This is a genomic window from Marinobacterium rhizophilum DSM 18822 (assembly GCF_000378045.1).
Classification (GTDB): Bacteria; Pseudomonadota; Gammaproteobacteria; order Pseudomonadales; family Balneatricaceae; genus Marinobacterium_A; species Marinobacterium_A rhizophilum.
This window is the reverse complement of sequence record NZ_KB899095.1, coordinates 12,236-31,172: the sequence shown is the minus strand read 5'-3', so window position 1 is coordinate 31,172 and position 18,937 is coordinate 12,236. Positions and strand designations below refer to the sequence as shown.

The following is an 18,937-nucleotide window of genomic DNA, read 5'->3' as shown; positions in this document are numbered from 1 at the left end:
GCCTCCCTACGGCAGTTTCAAGCGTGACTGGGTGTCCCTGATCAGTTTGTTGGCCTGGGTGCGGGTCAGGCTGGTGCCGCTGGTCAATTTCGTCGCATCGGCCACCGCCAGGTCCGACAGTGTCATGATGCCCGCCTCAAGCAGCACCTTGCTGGTGTCGGCATCGACACCGGCGGCGCTGATCGGTCGCTGGCCGTCGATTTCGACCTTGAGCCTGTCCAGCTCCAGCATCGTTGTCTTGAGGCCTTCCTGCAGCGAACCGATTTCGGTTTCCAGGCTGCTGCGTTCGGTTTTGAGTTCCGTCAGCTGTACCTGCAGGCCACCGATTTCCTGCTGTGCCTCAACCTTGCGCTGATCCAGCGTATCGAGCTGCTTCTGCAGCTCGCCGACTTCCTCTACCGCCGATTTGCGTGCCTCGGCTTCGGCCAGGCTGCTGTTCAGGGCGCTGAGGTCTGCCAGTGCTTCCTTGCGCGCCGCAAAGGCGTCGAGTTGACTGTCGTCGACGGCGATCGTCGTCGTGGTGGCAGGTTCCAGGGTGTAGAACTTGACCTGTCCCTGCTCCTCGTAGACCGTCACCTTGCTGCCTTTGGGGATCAGGTTGGGGGTCGTCGTGTAGGCGCGGATATAGTCGCCGGAGCGCTGCGGGTCGTAGGGCTTTACCTCGGCCTCGATCTGTTGCGCCTTGAGCTGCGTGACGGCCTCCTCGGTGGCCAGGTTGCGATAGGCCTGCTTGCTGACAGCGCCGCCGGGCTCCAGGGCGCGGCTGGTGGACATCAGGCCATCGACGGCCAGCTGCCCTGAAAGACGCAGATTCTGCATCGGCGTACGCAGCAGCTGGCGCATGTCGGTGCGCTGCACGGTCTTGACAGACTGGCGGTACTGGGCGCCCTTGATGGGCGTCTGTGTGCTTTCGACCGGCATCATGTAGCGCTCGATCAGGGGCTGGAATTTATTCGGGATCACGCTGCAGCAGAATGACTGCACCGCCTTGCGGATGGCGGGCAATACGGGAACTAGCGACAGCCAGTACTCGACCTTGGGGAAGGTCTTGACGTGGCGGCGCTTGGCGAAGTTGCAGATCTTGTACACCTCGTTGTCGCGGATCTCGACCTTGGCCAGCCAGACCTTCTCATCGTCGTCGCATTCGGGGCAGCGGGTCAGCAGCAGGTGACAGAAGCAGTCCTTGAGGTTCTGCAGCAGGTTGCCGAACAGCGCAATGAAGGCCAGCAGCACCTGCAGCCGATAGGTGCGCAGCTGGTCGAGAAAGCCGTCGTCCAGCTGCAACTCGGTGCGTGGTATGGCACTGATGGTGTTGCTGGCGAAGTTCAGCACCAGCACGTCGCCGCTCTTGGCATCGATGCAGAAGTCGCAGGGAAACAGCTGTACCGGCACCCGGTCGACGAGCGGCTTGCCGTTCTGCCACAGCTGCAGCCGGAATTCGTCCTCGAGGCTGATCAGCAGGCCCTGTTCCTGCACGTGGTAGCGCAGCCGCAAGCCGGTGATCGCCAGACCCGTCAGTTGCCGCTGAGGTGGTGATGTGGGACTGAGGGCTCCGCCGTATTCCCACACCGACTTGGTCGTCGTGCCGTCGATGGCGACGAAGAGCGCGGCCTGGCGGTTGGCGCCGGTGTCGTCATTCGGCGCTTCGCCGACGGCGAGACCGTCGCTGCCTTGCATGCTCTGGCCGTTTTGCTGCAGCAGCAATTCGAAATCCGGCGTCTGGGGCGAGCCTGTAATGCCGCGGGCCTTGGCCAGGTCCAGGCGGACGACGCGGTCGTAGTGGCCGTCGTTGCTCTCGACGTCACTGCTCTGGGCGGTCGCGTAGTAGAGGCCGTTGGATGCATCGACGTCGACGTGGCCACTGGCATTAAACCGGTACGCCGGGGTCGGGATCTGCTTCTCGTCGCCGAACAGCTGCTCGGTGTTGAGCACGAACAGGCCGGTGCCGATGCCGGTTGCATAGAGTGTCTGGGACTGCGCCTGATCGAAGCGCAGGTCCGAGATGCGCAGGCCGCAGAGAATGGCACTCTGCTCCCACACCAGCTTCAGGCCCTCGAGGCGGGCGCGGCTGAGAATGCTGTCGGTGCCGTTAATGTCGGCGGCGACGAACAGCTGCTGGCTGTCGTTGCTGAATGTCGCGGCGCTGATCTCGGCGCCCTCGGCCGAGGGCACGGTGTCGACGGCGACCAGCTTGCCCTCGGCAATGCTGTAGAGGTTCAGCTCGGTACCGGCGCCACCGTAGCTCAACAACAGATCGCCCGCGGGCTGAGGCGCCAGCTTGTCATGGTGGTTCTTGCCAAACCAGGTGTTGAGGCCGGTGTTCGGGAAGGGGTATTCGGGGAAGTCCTGGCCACGGGACTGGCCGCAGAACGTGGTACTGGCCAGTATTTCACGCAGCCGCAGGTAAAAGGCGCGCAGCAGCTCGTGCTCGCGCAGCGACAGGAACACCAGTTCGCCATGGGGGCGATAGAACAGCTGCGCGAGCAGGTTCAGCAGACTGGTTACGCGCATGCGCTGCGGGGACACCAGCTGCTCATCGTTCTCGGCGGCGGCGATGCTGTCATCGCCCAGATCCTCGATTTCGGCGCGGATCTCGTCGATCAGGCCTTTCAGGCAGTCGTTGTAGAAGTCGAGCCAGAGCGTGCCCTTAAGCCAGCCGTAGGCATCCTCGTCCGGTGCTTCTTCTGCGCTGATGCGAAGCGCCGGCTCGCCGCTGTCATTCAGTTCTATGTACAGGCAGACCTCGCCGCTGCCGTCGTCGAGCGGGTTGTTCTCCAGCTGCTCCAGTGCGGCGATCACATCGAAAAACTGCTGCTGCTCAAGCACGATGTCGTCGCCCTCGCAGCTGAGCGCGTAGCCCTTGCTGACGCGCACCCGGCGGTGATGCAGGACACCGTTTGTGTCCGGCAGTACCTCGCCGCCGCACTCGGCAACCAGGCCGCACACCACGCCCCAGCCGTGCAGATGCTTGTTGTGCCAGCGCAGGTCGCGCTCGCGGCACAGGTGGTCAAGGGCGTCCTCGACGGTGCGCACCCCCGGCATCTCGCAGGCTTCGTTGCTATAGCAGACGTCGCCGGCGTCGATGTCGGTCAGCGGCGGAAATTCGAATGCCTTGCAGGCATTCTCGAGGTCCGGCGTGAAGGTCGTGATGACACCATCGCCGTCAACATCGACGCTGCCGAGCAGCCAGTAGTGGTGCAGGATGCCCTGGGGCGTCTCGGCGTCGAGCAGCATGTCGCCGGCGCTGTGGATGGCCTGGCGAACAGTGGTGAGCCAGTAGTCCCCGGCCAGCGCCAGTTCGTCGGCGAGGCTGAACTGCAGCAGCAGCTGATCGAGGTTGATCTCGATGCTGGCACCGCTGAACTCCAGATAGCCGTGGTCGCTGTCACTGAGGCCGGTGCTGAGTTCGATATTGCGGTCGTAGCCTTCGGCCAGAGTCCAGGCGGCGCCGTCAAACTCGAAACGGGCGAAGCCGTCCCAGCGCCTGACCAGGGACATTGCCGGTGCAGTCTCCGGACTGTAGCCGTGGCTCAAGACGCCGCGCTGTGGCGAAAATCCCGTCAGCAGGTGCCGTCCCAGGTGCTTCTCGCTGAGCATGTGCTCGTCCGCCATGTCGCTCGGGCCCGAGAAGTACTCGTAGCTCCAGTGGCCGCTGTCGAAGCCCGGAGGGAACTGGCCGACGTGGTAGGCTTCGGCGCCGTTTTCCCGCGACCATTTCAGGGTCAGCCCGATGATTTCGGGGATCGGCTCATCGGACCAGAGTACATCGTGCACCTCGACGCGGAACAGAAAGTTGCCGACGTCTTCGGGCAGGGAAAGCTCTTCTGCACAGGGGTCGCAGGGGTCATGCAGCGTTGCGCCCTGGCGGATCCAGAGGCTGAGCGGAATCGTGCCGATCGGCGGGTTCAGGGCCACCGCCGTTGGGTCCACCCCGACCGGGCAGGCCTTGACCTGCGCCATGGTCTGGCTGCGGGTGCAGGTGTCGGCACCGTGCAGGCCCGGGTCCATCAGTGTCGGGTCTTCCAGCGGGGTGACCGTGCGCTCCCAGACGTCGAGGTAGAGCCGGTGGCTGCCCTCGGTCAGCGCCGGCAGGCCGGGAAGGTCCGCCTGGCGTTCAAATACGAACACCGGTCCCAGTGTCGAGTCGTCTGGCACGACCCGCCCCGGAATGCCGTCGACGTAGACACGCCCCCAGCGCAGTTCATAACTGTCGGCGCCGGTCTGGCGTACCAGTCCGCGAGCACGGGGGCTGCCGTCGCCGACCACGTCGGTCAGGGCCTCAACCAGGCGGTGCTGTACCAGGTCGTTGAGTTCATTCCAGTCAGCATCGGTAATCATGCGCCCCATCTGCTGATAGACGCCGGAGTAACGCTGTTCGGGGGCGAAGCTGTGGCGGGATATCTGGGTTTTCATGGTACGTCCTTATTCACCTGACAACAGGGCCAGCGCGGCGTCGGGGATGACCACCGCCTGCTGGCCGACCGGGAGATAGTCCTGAAGTTTGCGTAGTACGGCTTCGAATCGAAGGCTGAGCTGCATGCAGTGATAGGCGCCGGGCTCGGTGCCGTCCTCGGCGCGGTAGCGCACCTGTGGCGGACTTGCAGGATGCAATACGCCACAGCCGGGCTCGCCAAAGCTTTCGCTCAACATGACCGGCGCCTCGCGACTGTTGTGGTAGTGGCGCTGCAGGTCGGCCGGTGCCTGGTCTGGCAGGATGAGGCTGTAGCGCACGCAGCGCGGGTCCGGCGGCAGGTCGTTGGGGTCGTCCTTGCGCAACCGGCAGCGGAATATGCAGTCGCTCGCCTGCAGCCGTTCCACCAGGCAGCGCTCCAGCAGGGTGCAGTACTCCAGCCGCACCAGGCCGCGTGCCGCGCGCAGGCGCTGGAACAGGCAGTCGCGGGCCTCGACGACCGGCGTTGCGGTATCGGTGCTGTGGATCTCGACATTTTTCAGCGCGCAGCGATCGAATGCCAGTCGGCCGCTGTCGGTTTCGAGCCGGTTGGCGAGAATCAGGCCGCGAAAGCTAAAGCGCTGCGGATCCGACGGGCCGACACCGCTGCCGGGCACCTGGGCGAGGTTGAACACCCCGACCAGTTCCACCATCCGCAGCGGAGATGCATTCAGTCCGCGATTGGCAAATACCAGGGTGCGATCGAGCTCGGAATAGAGCTGTACCTGCTGCAGGAACGCATCGTCCGGCAGCACACCGTCGTCGAGCCAGTGCTGGCGCCAGCGCACTCGGGGCCGGCCGGGCTGGAAGAAGCCATCGGGCTGTACCACATGCAGCAGTACCCGGCGCGGATGGATATGACCGACGCGCCAGTCGGGCTCGCGCAGGTCCGGCGTGCGCCGGCTTGCATCGTCAAAGGCGGCACCGTGGAAGACGCCCCCGGCGTCGATTCGCTGGTGGTGGCAGGGAATGCCGTGGGGATAGTGCTGGCGCCAGCGGATATCCTCGCCGTGTACCGTGCTGACCTGGCTCACCGGGCTGTAGCTGCTATCGGCGACGGCACGGCTGGCGCACCGAAAGTCCGGCGTGACTGCCGGCACCCCGGGGTGCCGGGCCATCTGTTGGGGCAGGTCGGTCTCGAAAGGCTGTGCCAGTCCGTAGTGTGACTCCGGCAGCAGCGGCGCCGACAGTCGCGGTGTCATGGCCAGGCGTTGCCAGCCCTCCTGCACGACCACCTCCCACTGACCGATCGCTTCGGCGATCTCGTCGACCACCTCGAGGGTGCCTTTGCGCTGTCGCCAGCTGACCGCTCGACCAATCTCTTCGCGGCGCCCTTCGATGAGCGGCGACACCAGACGGACATCGAGCAGATCGGCGAAGTAGGGCAATAGCCAGGTCTGGCTGGCACGGCCTGCGTCTGTGGGCGGGTCGGGAAAGTTGTCGGCGTAGTACTGCTGCAGACTGCCGTGAAGGCGATCGAGCAGCGCGTCGCAGCCGTCGAGCAGGGTCTTGGTGTGGCGGTTTTCGTCCTTCTGGCGGACATATTCCGGCAGCAGGTCGTAGAGCCGCAGCTTGCGGTCAGACATGGTGCGCCTCCGTGCGGATGTTGGGCGGCGCCAGCGCCGGATTCAGGTAGAGCAGCTGGCCCGGGTGCGGCGAGATGCGGCGGATACTGCCGTCGCTGCCGGTGAACAGGTGGCCAGGGGCGCTGGGCAGGTCCTGGTCGTTGAAGAAACCGCCGGGGTTGAGGCTGCAGTCGGCGTTTTCGACACCCTCGACCGATTCAATCAGCTGATAGAGTCGCGAACGGTAGAGCGGCGCGCCGAGGCGGGCCTTTTCGAGCGACAGCGCTGCGATCAGCGTGTCGCGTACGCGGGCGGCGACTTCATCCGGGTCGTACGCGGCCTCGTCGATGCGCAGCAGAATGTCGAGTTCCAGCAGGAGCCCCTCGTAGCGCAGGACCTGCACCGAGATACCGGGGCATGCCTGTTGCTCCAGGGTCTTGGCGAGATGGCTGGCCAGATCGCCCAGGTTGCCACCACCGGCCGGTACCACCACCAGCTCGATACGGTCGCTGGCACCGGGCAGGTTTTGCAGTGCCCGGGCGCTGGCGTGCCAGACGCGGCTCTGGCGCTCGGCCAGGGCCTGGAAGTCCCGCGCCGAGACAGCACGGGACAGCGTGAGTACCGAAGCCGGCGCGTTGTCACGCAGTGCCTCGGTGGCTTCAAGTTCACCGCCGCCGGTGGCGGCGGCCGGTTGCAGCACTGCTGCCAGCAGGTCGTGGGGCTTTTTCAGCTTGCTCAGACTGCCCGCTGGCAGGTTACCGGCGAGGCCGTTTCCGATGCGGGCCTGTATGCGCACATTGCTGCTGCCGCTGGGCAGCCGCTGGCCGTGTTCGCCGTCGCCGAAACGCAGCAACATTTCGCCATCGCCGGTCAGCTGCTGCTGAAAAGCGGTATCGGTTGATTCACAGTCGCGCAGGTTGTCGACCTGGCTCCATTCCCGGTCGTCCGCCCAGACCCGTACTGCCGCGCGTACGCCGCTGTCGTACTGAGCGTCGCGCACGAAGGCGATACCGGTCTTGGCATAGAGAAACTCCTGACTGGTGAGGATGCGGTTGCCGCTGCCGAGCACGGCCGGTGCCTTTGATTCGCCGTGACCCGCCAGCACCAGGTTGCCATAGACGCGGCTGTCGGCCTTTGGAAAGCGGGCGGGGTCCTGTGGCGGGCTCAGGGTCAAGTGCAGTATCGCAGCGCCGGCAGGGTCCGCTTCGACCTGCTGCAGGCGGACCCGCACACCCCTATCAGGTCCGGCGATCCAGAGCGAGCGTCCCGGTACCAGGGCAGGGGGTACGTCATCCAGCGTCAGTGACAGCCGGCTGCTGAGGTCGCTGCCCGGCGCGGGTGCTTCAAACAGCGAGGTTTCGTTGCGGTCGTGACGCCGATCGGCGAGCGCCAGTTTCCAGCGCCCAAGGGCCTGGTGCCAGCGCTCACCTGCGGGCAGGCTGTCGAACTGCAGTTCGAACCCCTCGTCGTCCTGTTCCAGAGCGGCCAGGCGCCGGCTGTACCAGCCCGTCGTGCCCTGCAGCAGCAGCCACTGGCCCGATGCCAGATCGCCCGGGTCACCGCTAAAACTCAGCGGTGCAGGCTGAGTCTCGATGACTTCGCAGCAGGCCGGTGTGCCGGTGGCAAGGTACCAGGCGCGCGGCGCAAGGCTGGCGCTGAGGTAGCGATACAGCGTGCCGGGGCCGTCTTCAACTGCCTGGGCGCTGGGTGTACGCGCACTGAGGCTCGCGTCGTCCAGCCAGACCTGTGAATAACCCAGGCTCTCGGGCATGATCAGCCGGCTGCCGCCATCCTGCTGCGGGCCGGCGACCTGGGCCGGGTAGAGGGCTGTGCCGGCCGGTACAGTGGCGCTGAGCCGCAGCCGGTCGCCATCGACCTCGAGCACTCTGGTTACCGAGAAGACATTGACTGTGCCGCGTCCGCTGATATGAAAACTGTCGCTGACGAACGCCAGCACATCGCCGGCACGCACGCGGGCCGCACGGTCGGTGCGTACCACGTTCGGGCCATTGAGGCGCGGGGCCTGTTGCCAGTCCGGGTCCGCGTGCAGGCGCAGGTCGGCCAGTGGCAGGTCCAGTCCCGTGGCGGCAGCATCCTGGTATTGCACGGTGACGCTCCCGGCAGCAACGCTCTGCAGCTGCACTGCCGCGGCGGTGGTCGTGGTCGTTACCAGGGCGCGGGCACCAGCGCCGAGCGCCGGCGGCACGCTGTCCAGCTGCAGTGTCAGCAGCGGGGTGGCCGGCCCCAGGCTCAGGTGTAGCGCCGAACGGTTGAAGTCCGGCGCGCGCAATTCATTGAGCCGATAATCGACGTCGATGTCGTTCAGTGTCTCGAAGATCAAGGGTGCCGAGCCGTCGGTCGGTTCGTTCTGCACCGCGAGTCCCGTCTCGACCTCGCCGATGGCCGCGTCATCGCTACGGGCAAAGAGGGCCAGCCAGGTCTCGGCCGAGGCCGGCGGCGCCGGATGGTAGTCGAGCATGGCGACCAGGCGGCGCACGCTGTCCCACTGGGTGGCCGTGCGCAGATAGCGTTCGTTTGCCAGCGTGCTGGTGGTATGGGCCAGCACATGCACCGCCCGGGCGAAGGTGCGCAGCAGCTCCCAGGCGTAGTCACGCCGCGGGCCCTGGTACTGTTCGAGCAGCCGCTGCTGCCATTGGCGCAGGGTCGAATCGTTGGCGGGGTCGCCGAGCCAGCGCTCGATTGCGGCATCCCCCTGGAACAGCATGCTCAGGGTGGCGCGCAGGTCCTCGAAGTAGGTGGCGGCGTTGCCCTCCACGTAGTCGAGCTGGCTCAGACCGGCGCGGTTCCAGCGGGTCAGGTCTTCACTATTGTTGAAGTAACTGTTCATCCGCGTTGGCCTCCGTGCAGCTTCAGCGTCCAGTATCCAAGGGCCGGCCGGGACAGGTCGTTGTCGCAACGGGCAATCTGGTCGTCATCCAGTCGAATGAGCCCGCTACCGGACTGGTCGGCGTAGCGGGCGCCGACGCGCTTGAAGCGGTTCAGGCAGACGGCCTCGACGCCGTCCAGCGCCATCAGCCACTCGACCAAGTCGCTGGCGTGCAGGTCTTCGCCAAAGGCCAGCCGGCCGGGGGTAAAGAAGCCTTCGGGACCCGTGCCGAGCCGCTGCGACACGACCTGGCGGATTTCCGACCGGAAGTAATTCGCCCCGACCCGTAGCGACAGGCCGAGGCGGATGCCGACCGGGGTGGCATCCTGCAGCCAGACTTCCTGCCCTGTCATGCGACGGCGATCCAGCAGCTGGCGCAAAATGGCACGGCTGTTCGGGGCTTCGGTCCAGGCCACCGGGGCCAGGTTTTCCCGCCAGTGGAAACGGTCTACGGCATCCTGCAGAGCGGCCAGGTCGTCACCGCCAAGCCGGTCCGCCGGGGTTTGCTCCAACTGAAGATTGGCGGCGAGCACGCAGCTGAGGGTCACTGTCTGCCAGGAGCCCGTCCAGCGCAGGCCGCTTGCGGCGCGCAGCACCAGCGGGTGGTCCTCGAGGCGTTCGCGGTAATCCTCCAGCGAGACCATGCGCCGGTTGCGGTGCACCGCCCGTGGCCCCGCGAGGCGGGCGGCATCCATCAGGTGAGCCTGGTCACGCCAGCGGCGCTCCAGCGCAGCGATGGCAAACTGGCGGTGCGCGCCGATATCAAGGTCCAGCGCTTCGCGCAGGTTATGTACCTCAAAACCCAGCAACAGCAGAAAAGCACGCTCGGTGGCGCGGTCGCGCAGATCCGGTACCGGGCCCAGGCTGTCGGCCGGGTGACCGAGCCAGGCGAGCAGACGGCGCAGGTTGTCGGGCACCAGCAGGTCCAGGGCAAATTCGATACTGGCAATGTCATGGCCGCGGAATTGCAGCAGGTGGCGGATCAGCAGGGGGTCGGACCAGGCGGGTTGGTAGTGCTCGCGTACCGCATCGTAGCCGATCAGCGCGAGCAGCCTGCGCAGGCTGTCGGGCCGGCGGGCGCTGTCGAGGAAGGCTTCGGCGTGGGCCCGGTCAAGCTGGTCCGACAGCCGGTCAAGGATGACCGACAGCGCTTCGACCAGGATGACCTCGAGGTCGGCCGGCGTCCAGCGGCGGCGTTCAGGAAAGCGGCCGGCCAGCTCTTCCAGCATAAACAGCCGAAAGCTGTCATAGTCGCGGATCAGCCAGTCAAAGTCGTCGCCGACCGGCGGTATCGGCCGGGGCAGCTCGACTTGGCGCACTGCGCAGTCCTGGCAGCCTGCTTCAAACAGCAGTTCGGGGGTCGGGGCATCAGCCATGTGTCCGGCCTCCCGACAGCTCGTACTCGACACTCTCGCTGTGGTTCAGTGCCGTCAGCCGGTAACCGATGCGGATCATCAGCCGTTCCGGGAAGTCGGCATCGGCACCGACTTCTATGCTGAGGTCCCGCGGATCGACTTCGCCGGCCAGGGCATCGGCGAGGTTGCTTTGCAGGCGCTGGCGGGTGACTTGCCAGAGCGCCGTGTTCTGCGGCTCAAATACCAGGCTGCGAATGCCGGCGCCAAACTCGGGCCGGAACCAGCGCTCGCCCGGATCGGTGAACAGCACCTGTTCAATCTGATCGCGAATGTGGTCGATGCGGGTGCAGGTGGCCGCACCTTCGGCACCCAGACGAAGCGGAAAATCCATGAAGTCTGGCTGGTTAAGCTTGCTCATTGTGCCCTCCTGGCCGCCGTGTCCGTCAGCTGGCTGTGGTCTTGGTTGTCAGCGTCGACATCTCTCCCTGTGGAATCGGTGGTGAGCTGGGAGAGCCCGGCGCGGTGCAGGTGTGCATGTGGGTGGCGAAGAGCGCCAGAAAACTGCTGCCCTTGATCAGCGGCTCGCCCCCGGCACCCCCGACCGCCACCTGGTTGCCATCGATGGTGATCATGGTGCCCTTGATCTTGATCTGGCCTGCGCTCATCTGGATCTCGTTGCCATTGGCATCCGATATCTTGGTGCCGCTGGCATCCATGACCAGCGTGTTGCCGTTGCCGTCCTGCAGCGTGGCCTTGTTACCCGCGGCATCCAGCGTCAGGCGACTGCCGTTGGGGTCGCTCAGGTCGACGGTGCCCTGTTCGTCGATATTCAGCTCGCTGCCGGCAGGGTGGTGCAGACGGATGCGCTCGGCGCCGCTTTCGTCATCGAATTGAAGTACGTGCCCGGACGGGGTCTTCAACACCCGGGTGGTGGGAGCGGGCTTCTGGGCCTCATTCGGCACGGCCTGTTGTGGCTGCCAAAAGACGCCGGTCCAGATGGGATTGTCCTGGTTGCCCTCCTCGAACTCGACCCAGACCTGGGCACCGACCTCCGGCACCATGAACAGCCCTTGGTCGGCCAGGCCGCCGAACGGCAGGCAGGGCAGGGCCCAGTAGGTGTCCTGCTGGCCGAACACCGATGGCACCCGCACCCGCACGCGGGCACGCTGTTCCGGGTCCTGGTTGTCGACGACGAAGCCACGAAACTTGCCGTAGTACTTTTGCTGGACCTGCTTGATGGTGTTCTGAATGGCATTGCCCATAAATGGTCTCCCTAAATCACGGCTGCCAGCGGGCTGGCACTGCTGTCGAGATCGTCGCCGTAGCCGTTGCGCAACAGCTCGAAACTCTGCCGGTAGCCGCCGGCATCAAAACGGTGTTCGACATGGCTGACGAACCAGCGGCCGCCATACTGTTCGCCGATTCCGTCGAGGCTGACGGGGTCGCCGGGCAGCAGTACGTGGCCGTAGAGCGTGCCATCGAGTTCACCGCCGGCCTTGATGCGCAGCGCCTCCTCGTTGACCAGTGCCTGGGCACGCTGGCGTGCCTGACTGTCGCTGCCGAGCCCCTCGCGGCTCAATCGCCAGGCGAAGTCGCCGTGACCGCCGGTGACTTCGTCCGCCGGGCGGCTGCCGAGGGTGTCCAGGTCGCTGCTGACCGCCTGCTCCCGGGTCTGGTCGTCGCTCTCACCTGCGATCTCATAGATCACCTGGGTCGGGTGATGGCCATCGTCGTCGAGTTCAAAGCGGATCGCGTGGCTTGCCGGTCCCGCGTAGACGAGGATGGTTGGCTGGGCGGCGAGATCGAGCCGCGCAGGGCCGAAGTAGAGCTCGCCTTCACGGAAGAAAAAGTCGTAGCCGTTTTCCTCGGCACGCTTTTTCAGGAAGCGAATATCGGTTTCGTTCTGGTTCACCACCAGGTCGCTGAAGCCCTCGCCAACCGGCTCGATCAGGCCGATACCGGCTTCGCCGGCGATCCTGCGCACGATCTCGCCGTCGCTGACCGGTACCCGGTCGCCCCAGCGGAAATTGCGCTGGGTGCGGTCCAGCAGCAGTGAGGTGTCCTGGCATATCAGGGTCACAGTTGCACCGCCCTGGTCCTCGGGCAGGTCCACTTTTACCTGGCGGATATAGCCGTCGAATACCGGCGCTTCCTGGTCACCGAAGCTGGCGGCGATGGCGATTTCGGCCCAGGGGCGAATGCGGTCGTCGTCGTGGACGTTCCAGCGGCCATCTTCAAGCCGGCGGGTTTCCAGCAGCAGTGTGGCTTCAGCGCTTTCGCGCCGGTCCAGCACCGCGCTGAGCTCGACCAGCAGCGGGTAGAGATCGTCGATCTCCTCGCCGTTTATGCGCACGATGCAGGCGGCGGGATCCCGAATCGGCAGGTTTAACCAGTCCGGCAGCATCTCAGCCTTTCCTCTGGGGTATCAGAATCGCGCGGCCGACCCAGTCGTCGCTGAGCAGGTCGTCGGCGTTTTGTAGTTCCGGGTTTGCATCCCGCAGATGTGGCAGACCACCGAGGCGGTCGCAACGTCTTTGGCCTGGGGCAGGAGCAAGGCGGGTTCGTGTCATTTCAGCCTTTCCTCTGGGGTATCAGAATCGCGCGGCCGACCCAGTCGTCGCTGAGCAGGTCGTCGGCGTCCTGCAGTTCCGGGTTGGCATCCCGCAGATCTGGGAGACCACCGAGGCGGTCGCAACGCCTTTGGCCTGGAGCAGGATCAAGGCGGGTTCGTATCATCTCAGCCTTTCCTCTGGGGTATCAGAATCGCACGCCCGACCCATGCGTCACTGAGCAGTTCGTCGGCGTCCTGCAGTTCCGGGTTTGCGTCGAGGATCCGCCACCAGAGGCGGTCGTCATTGAAGTAGTGCCGGGCCAGGGCATCGAGACGCTCGCCTTCGACGACGCGGTGCTCGATCATGCCCTCGGCGGTGGTGACCGCCCGGGGGCCGACACCGCGAAAGGTACTGTCAGGCCCGAAGGGGCGGTGAGGCTGGTAGCGGGAGTTTTTCAATAACATGAGGCTCTCCTGCACTCAGAAAAGGTTGGCCAGCGCATTGCCGGCGCCGCTGGCGAAATGCAGCCCGGCGCCGAGGGTCTGGCGGATTTTTTCAGTGTGATAGAAGGGATTGTTCCCCTCGATGACCTGGACGCTGAGGCTGACATTGGCCCGGTAGGGGCGCAGTGTCGGCAGGTGCGCGGTCTCCTCGACCTGAACGCTGGTGAGGAAGATCGGCAGCACATGACTGCCCCAGACCAGCAACAGCACGGAGGGATGTTCGTCGCGGGCAAAGGCGCGTGGAGACCCCAGTCCCATGCCTGCCAGCACCTGCACACCGCCGGGACCCTGCACCTTGGGCTCCACCATCGAGCGCAGCGTATCGAGTTCCGGCTCGATACCGAATTCCACGGCCACCGTATGGCCAGGCAGGTTGCCGTCGGCCATGCGATCGGTGGCGTCGAGCAGAATGTCGAGGCTGAACTGTTCCGGCTCGACACTGACGCCCTGCGCCACCCGGCTGGTTTCCCAGGGGAAGGCGAAGTCATAGCCGCCGCGGGTGCCCGGTGCGTTGCCGGTGGTGATCGAGACGGAGCGCGTGCGGCTCAGGGTTTGGGGGTTGAATTCAAACTCCAGTATCAGTGGGGGAAGACTGAGACCGTATTCGACCAAAGCGCCACGGCTGACTTTTGGAATCATGCTGTACCTCCAGTGACATCGGATGCCTGCTGCAACGCGCTACTGTGGATCTGCCGCGCGATGGCGCCGGCGATGGCCAGGTTGCTCTGGCGGCTTGAGAGCTCAAGCGCAGGCAGCCCCAGCTGTGCAATGTTGAGCGGCCCAGGCCAGTCAAAGCGCTGAAGTTCGCTGCGAAGCAGCCTTGAAATCGCATGCTTGCGGTGACCCAGGCTGGCTGGAAAGCTGAGATTCAACTGATCGATCTGCAGTGGCATCGCTGTCATCTCCCTGTCGTCAGTGCGTGGTCCAGGTGGCCCGACAGCGCACCCAGCTGGGTCGGGCTGACCTGCGCCTGTTCTTTTGCCAGTTCGCGCAGGATCGCGAGACTGATATGGGGGTATCCGATGGCCCCGTCTTCGGCCGCGGCCAGATAGGCGGCGTGCAACGCGGCATTACGAATCTGCCCGCCGGTGAGGTTGACCGCGGCGGCCACCTCGTCGAGATCGAGGTCTGCCGTACGTGGCGCCCTGGGTGGCAGCAGGCACTGCCAGAGTCGGCGGCGCTGTATTTGATCGGGGCGCGGGAACTCGACCACCATCTGGAAGCGGCGACAGAATGCCTTGTCGATCTGGCTGCGCAGGTTGGTAGTCAGGATGCAGGGGCCGTCGTGGCTCTCGATCCGTGCCAGCAGGTAGCTGACCTCCATGTTGGCGTAGCGGTCGCGGGCCTCGCGTAACTCGCCGCGCTTGCCCATCAGGGCATCGACCTCGTCGAACTGCAGCACGACACGACGGCCGTGGGTGGCGTCGAACAGCCGGCCGATATTCTTTTCGGTTTCGCCGATGTACTTGCTGACCAGTGCCGCCAGGTCGACGCGAAAAAGCGGCCAGCCCAGGGCATTGGCGAGCACGCTGGCGGCCAGGGTCTTGCCGGTGCCGGAGGGGCCGGCGAACAGTGCCACCGGGCCACCGGTGAGCTGGCCGCCCCAGTCATCGACCACCGTCTTGCGGTGTGCGAGCCAGAGCATGAACTCCTGCAGCATGCGCAGGGCTTCGTCTGGCAGTACCAGGTCGTCCCAGGTGGCGTTACTGCGCACAGCGATGGCGCCGGGCGGGGCGTAGTCCTGCTCGGTCCAGCCCATCAGCCGCGCCAGCGCCAGCCGGTCCGGGATGATGGTGCCGAAGGGACTGTCGTGATCCCGTTGTACCAGGCCCTGTTGTTCAAGCTGCTGCAGCGCCTCGCGCAGTTGCAGCAGCTCCTCGTCGGGAAGGGCGAGAAGGCTTGCGATCAGCGCCTCGCAGGGCGCCGGTTCCCGGTTGCTCTGCAAATCCTGGTAGAGCCAGCCGATGCGCGGAATCAGCTGCGGTGCGAGTACGCAGGCCAGAACATCCTGCGCGATGCCCTCGAGCGGTTGCGGCAGTCCGGCGCTCCACCAGTCGTCAGCACGAAACTGCAAGACCCGCTGCTGCAGAGCCCTGAGGTCATCGAGCAGATTCTGCGGTGGGCCCTGATTCGCCTGCAGCAGGCAGAGGCAGAGCAGCTCGATTCGCTGCCATTCACACCAGTGCTGCGGTGCCGGCCGGGAATCGGCGCCGATTTCAGGCTGCAGGGCGATACTCATGCCGGCACTCCCTGGCGCAGTCCACACCCCTGTTGCAACGTAAAGGCTGGCAAAACGTTGGAACTGATATTCGCAAATCGTGCGGCGATCATGCTCAGGCTCCCCGGTACAGGCTGATCAGCAGTGGATTGCTGCGCAGTGTCAGCGGCGGGCTGCCGGGCATTGGCTGGTACTCCCGGGTGGCGTGCAGCAGCAGTTGCCAGCGGTCATGTTCGGCATCGATATCCAGTGGCGGCAGATCGATCTGCGGCAGCGCTACCGGGATCAGGTCCGGATCCAGGCCTTGGGAACTGATCACCAGGTTGATGCCGGGCACGCTGGACCAGCGGTCGCCTTGCCATATTTGCCATTCCAGCGTCACGCTTGCGCCGGCAAGACCCGCCACCCAGAGCGTTGGCGTAAACACCGCCGGATCCGTGACGTCAACGTCCAGCGACAGGCTGCCGATGCACTGGTCAGCATCGACCCAGCAGGCCAGCGGTGCCCAGGCCGGATTGGCCGTATCGACCTGCTGTGCCGTTGCCAGCGGAACGTGCAGGCTGCCGTCGAACGGGGCGTAGCGGGCGTCGATAGCTGCGCCGGTTTCCAGACCGAAGGTGCCGACCCTGGGCGGCTCGCCGCGGCGTTCCTGCGGCATCACCGGCGCCAGTGCGAATTCGTACACGAGCGAGGGGCGAAAGCCGGTTTCGCCCTGGATCGACCAGAGTTGGTTGAGCTGCTCATCGCTGGACGGATTGAACACCACCTGCAGGCGCAGCTGCTCGCCGCCGATCTCGATCAGTGGCAGCACCGGGCGTTCGTGGAACAGCGCCATGACCAGCCCAAGCAGGCGCAGGTCGTCGGCGCCGGGGTTATCGATGTTGTCCTCGGCCGCCATGCAACTAAACATGCAGAACAGTCGCAGGCGCCAGGGGTCCTGCGGGTGCGCGCCGGCCTGGAAGCCGGAAGGCTCGAAGCGGTAGAAGAACAGGCTGATGCGGTGCTCGTCCTTCTTGCCGGCGATTTCCGCCGGGGCGCCCAGGTAAATATGTATGTCGTGGGTGACGGCCTGCAGGCCGACACGGACATACTCGGCCATGGCATCACAGATCTCGTAGAAGGAGGAACTCGGGATCGGCATGTCAGAGACTCCTGATCAGGCTGCGGCTGTCGTTGCCGGAGCTGGAGCCACGGGAGACGCCGGGTTTACCGCGGGCAGCGGGTTCGCGGTCGACAACACGGATGTGGATCTCGCCGATATGTACCGCTTCCAGCGCGCGAGGCCTGTCGTCGCGAGCGCCAGGCGCGTGGCCGCTTAGGTGTTGTGGCTGATCCGGGGATCGCCAGGCTGCACTGACAACGCCAGCCGAGCTGGATTCCGGCAGGGGGGGCGCATCGTCGCTGGGGATTAATCCGCTGCTGGCCGTATCAGCGGTGGCAGCGGACGGTTGCTCGGCCGGATCGGGCGCCTGGGTCGCGGTTGCCGAACCGTGCTCCCGGGCCTTGATGGCAGTCTGTGCCTGGCGCTGCGTGTCCGCGCCAAAAGGTGCGGCGGCTAACGGATCCGGCTGATGGTCAAACACTGAAGGCGAAACAGCCGCTGCTTGCGCAGGACTGGATGAAACCACACCGTGGCTTTCGCGCACTGTCGAGTACCCGGCACTGCCGGGGGGCTCGCCATGATCTGGACGGTTGTCGGCGAGCGTCGCCGCTGGCGTCTCATTCGCTCCGTCGTCGGCTGCGACCGTTGCATGCAAGGGGTTGAGCGGGGTGACCATGCCCGCTCGCACGTTCGCGGATCGTACGGGTGCCGGATCATTGCCTGAGTGGGGCTCAGGCAGGGGGGGTGTCCGGTGACGGGCTGGCGTGGATTTTTCCATGTCCGCGGAGCCCTGCGAGACGGTGTCATGCCCTGGACTGGATCTGCGCTGGGCGACTAAGGATCCCTCGGCCAGCCAGGCCGGGCCCTGTCCCTGGGGGCCCGGCCCCTGGAGACCAGGCTCGCCAGCGGGTGCTTTTACCGCCGGGCGGTGGGCTTCACGTATCAGGCGCTGGAAATAGCCACTCATCTCAGGCCTCCCGCATACCCTGTCTGCATGCCGCGGTCACCATCGATGCGCTGCAGGTACTGGCGCCGGCGGGGTTCCGGCAGTGCCAGGATATCGGCTTCGCTCCAGTGGTAGGCTGCCGCGAGCCGGTGAATATCGTCGAGCAGCGGGTCCAGCGCGGGTACCAGTCCCTGGCAGGGGTCTAACGTCAGGCGGTTGGTGGCGCCGCACTCGGGGCAGTCGGCATCCAGCGTTTCGGCCAGTTCCGGCACCTCGGCCTCAATGGCGTTTTCAATCGCGGCGATATCATCGTCGCTCAGCGCCACGTCGGTCGGCTCAATCAGCAGGCGCATCACCAGGGCCTTGCGGGTTTCGGGCTTGTCCTGTTGCTGCGCCAGCCAGCACAGATCCCGGCCGTCGGGTATCCGCAACGTCAGCTGGCCGGCCGAGGTTTCGGCGCGGGCAAAGGGAAAGTTGGCACCGGCATCAGAGCAGGGCAGTGCCTGTAGCGACAGCGGCACGTCGAAGGGGTGCTCGCAGGCATGGCAGCGCAGGTGCCACCACTGCGGGTCCGGTTCGCGCCGGGCGCGCCACGCCAGCACGATCGCCTGGCGGTCGGCGAGGCAGAGACGCTCCACCCGTGCCCGGGTGGCCGGTTCGCCGCCCAGGTGCTGCAGCAGTTCGCACAGCAGGTCGGTGAGCCACTGCGGTCGCGATACTGATGTTTCGGCGAGCTCATGCAGGCGCATGTCGAGCGAGCCCGACGGTGCTGTCAGGGCGAAGCCCCGCTCCAGCCGGTCATCGATCAGCAGGCCACCGGGCAGGTGCATCATGATTCAGTCGGCTCCGAGACACCTTCGTCACGTTCCCAGCCCTCGTGCTGGATGGTGATGGTCTGGATGCCGACGGCGTTCATGGTGCCGGCGTCGAACTCGGGCAGTGCCTGGAACTCCGATACCCAGGCGCGGTAGACACGGTAGGAGATTGCCACCTCGCCTTGCAGGTTAAGGACGTTGAGGATGATGTCCTTGCGGTATTCCTTGAGCGACATTGCCGCGTTGCCCTGGATATTGTTGACCAGGTTGGCCCAGTCCTCGAACACCGTATCGTGGGTCAGCCCCTGTTCCAGGGTAATGGGCTCGTAGCTTGTGCCCCCTGGCAGCACCCGCTCGTGAGCGGGGTCGCCGGCGGTGCGCCATTTCACGGCTTCGGTGCTTTTTTTCAGAATGCTCATTTTCTTCAGCCCGGCGACCGGGTTGCCATCGATCACCACCTGAAACATGAACGTGCGGTAGGGGTCGTAGCGGTGCGCATTGACCTTGAACATCGGTGCGGCCATGGTGCAGCCTCCTTGGCATG

Annotated in this window: 17 protein-coding genes; all 17 read right to left on the bottom strand. The window is 65.4% G+C overall.

What is annotated here, in order from left to right; translation table 11 throughout:
• Positions 1-6 precede the first annotated feature (6 nt).
• The 17 genes from F451_RS25175 to F451_RS0109020 all read right to left on the bottom strand — a co-directional run bounded on the left by F451_RS25175 (position 7) and on the right by F451_RS0109020 (position 18,917).
• Positions 7-4,413 carry a DUF6519 domain-containing protein gene (locus tag F451_RS25175; protein WP_020681054.1) on the bottom strand — a complete coding sequence of 1,469 codons (4,407 nt, stop codon included), beginning with the start codon at positions 4,411-4,413 and terminating at the stop codon, positions 7-9.
• A 9-nt stretch (positions 4,414-4,422) separates the two neighbouring features.
• The gene (locus F451_RS26685) at positions 4,423-6,036 is read right to left on the bottom strand and encodes a hypothetical protein (protein ID WP_051103923.1); all 1,614 of its coding nucleotides are present in this window, start codon (positions 6,034-6,036) and stop codon (positions 4,423-4,425) included.
• Positions 6,029-8,863 carry a baseplate J/gp47 family protein gene (locus F451_RS0109085; RefSeq protein ID WP_020681053.1) on the bottom strand — a complete coding sequence of 945 codons (2,835 nt, stop codon included), beginning with the start codon at positions 8,861-8,863 and terminating at the stop codon, positions 6,029-6,031. The genes F451_RS26685 and F451_RS0109085 overlap by 8 nt, the downstream gene beginning before the upstream one ends.
• Positions 8,860-10,278 carry a baseplate J/gp47 family protein gene (locus tag F451_RS0109080; RefSeq protein WP_020681052.1) on the bottom strand — a complete coding sequence of 473 codons (1,419 nt, stop codon included), beginning with the start codon at positions 10,276-10,278 and terminating at the stop codon, positions 8,860-8,862. Before F451_RS0109080 ends, F451_RS0109085 begins: the two co-directional genes overlap by 4 nt.
• On the bottom strand, positions 10,271-10,675 hold the full coding sequence (locus F451_RS0109075; RefSeq protein WP_020681051.1) for a GPW/gp25 family protein: 405 nt from the start codon (positions 10,673-10,675) through the stop codon (positions 10,271-10,273). The genes F451_RS0109080 and F451_RS0109075 overlap by 8 nt, the downstream gene beginning before the upstream one ends.
• A gap of 25 nt (positions 10,676-10,700) precedes the next feature.
• On the bottom strand, positions 10,701-11,519 hold the full coding sequence (locus F451_RS0109070; protein ID WP_020681050.1) for a phage baseplate assembly protein V: 819 nt from the start codon (positions 11,517-11,519) through the stop codon (positions 10,701-10,703).
• Between the two features lie 11 nt (positions 11,520-11,530).
• Entirely contained in the window at positions 11,531-12,661 is a 1,131-nt protein-coding gene (locus F451_RS0109065) for a phage late control D family protein (RefSeq protein ID WP_020681049.1), read from the bottom strand.
• A gap of 1 nt (position 12,662) precedes the next feature.
• Positions 12,663-12,827, bottom strand: a complete 165-nt coding sequence (locus F451_RS27690; RefSeq protein WP_156826427.1) for a hypothetical protein — start codon at positions 12,825-12,827, stop codon at positions 12,663-12,665.
• Between the two features lies 1 nt (position 12,828).
• Positions 12,829-12,993, bottom strand: coding sequence for a hypothetical protein (locus tag F451_RS27685; protein WP_020681048.1), 165 nt, complete (start codon positions 12,991-12,993; stop codon positions 12,829-12,831).
• Between the two features lies 1 nt (position 12,994).
• Positions 12,995-13,273: a hypothetical protein gene (locus F451_RS0109055; RefSeq protein ID WP_020681047.1), complete on the bottom strand. Its 279-nt coding sequence runs from the start codon at positions 13,271-13,273 to the stop codon at positions 12,995-12,997.
• A gap of 15 nt (positions 13,274-13,288) precedes the next feature.
• Entirely contained in the window at positions 13,289-13,951 is a 663-nt protein-coding gene (locus F451_RS0109050) for a CIS tube protein (protein WP_020681046.1), read from the bottom strand.
• The gene (locus F451_RS0109045; RefSeq protein ID WP_020681045.1) at positions 13,948-14,205 is read right to left on the bottom strand and encodes a hypothetical protein; all 258 of its coding nucleotides are present in this window, start codon (positions 14,203-14,205) and stop codon (positions 13,948-13,950) included. The genes F451_RS0109050 and F451_RS0109045 overlap by 4 nt, the downstream gene beginning before the upstream one ends.
• 5 nt (positions 14,206-14,210) lie before the next feature.
• On the bottom strand, positions 14,211-15,551 hold the full coding sequence (locus F451_RS0109040; RefSeq protein ID WP_020681044.1) for an ATP-binding protein: 1,341 nt from the start codon (positions 15,549-15,551) through the stop codon (positions 14,211-14,213).
• A 94-nt stretch (positions 15,552-15,645) separates the two neighbouring features.
• Positions 15,646-16,671 (bottom strand): Pvc16 family protein, encoded by a 1,026-nt coding sequence (locus F451_RS0109035; RefSeq protein ID WP_020681043.1) that lies wholly within the window; start codon positions 16,669-16,671, stop codon positions 15,646-15,648.
• Between the two features lies 1 nt (position 16,672).
• Positions 16,673-17,599 carry a hypothetical protein gene (locus F451_RS0109030; RefSeq protein WP_026291628.1) on the bottom strand — a complete coding sequence of 309 codons (927 nt, stop codon included), beginning with the start codon at positions 17,597-17,599 and terminating at the stop codon, positions 16,673-16,675.
• Positions 17,596-18,411, bottom strand: a complete 816-nt coding sequence (locus F451_RS26680; RefSeq protein WP_020681041.1) for a hypothetical protein — start codon at positions 18,409-18,411, stop codon at positions 17,596-17,598. The genes F451_RS0109030 and F451_RS26680 overlap by 4 nt, the downstream gene beginning before the upstream one ends.
• Positions 18,408-18,917 carry a phage tail protein gene (locus F451_RS0109020; protein ID WP_020681040.1) on the bottom strand — a complete coding sequence of 170 codons (510 nt, stop codon included), beginning with the start codon at positions 18,915-18,917 and terminating at the stop codon, positions 18,408-18,410. The genes F451_RS26680 and F451_RS0109020 overlap by 4 nt, the downstream gene beginning before the upstream one ends.
• Positions 18,918-18,937: the final 20 nt, after the last annotated feature.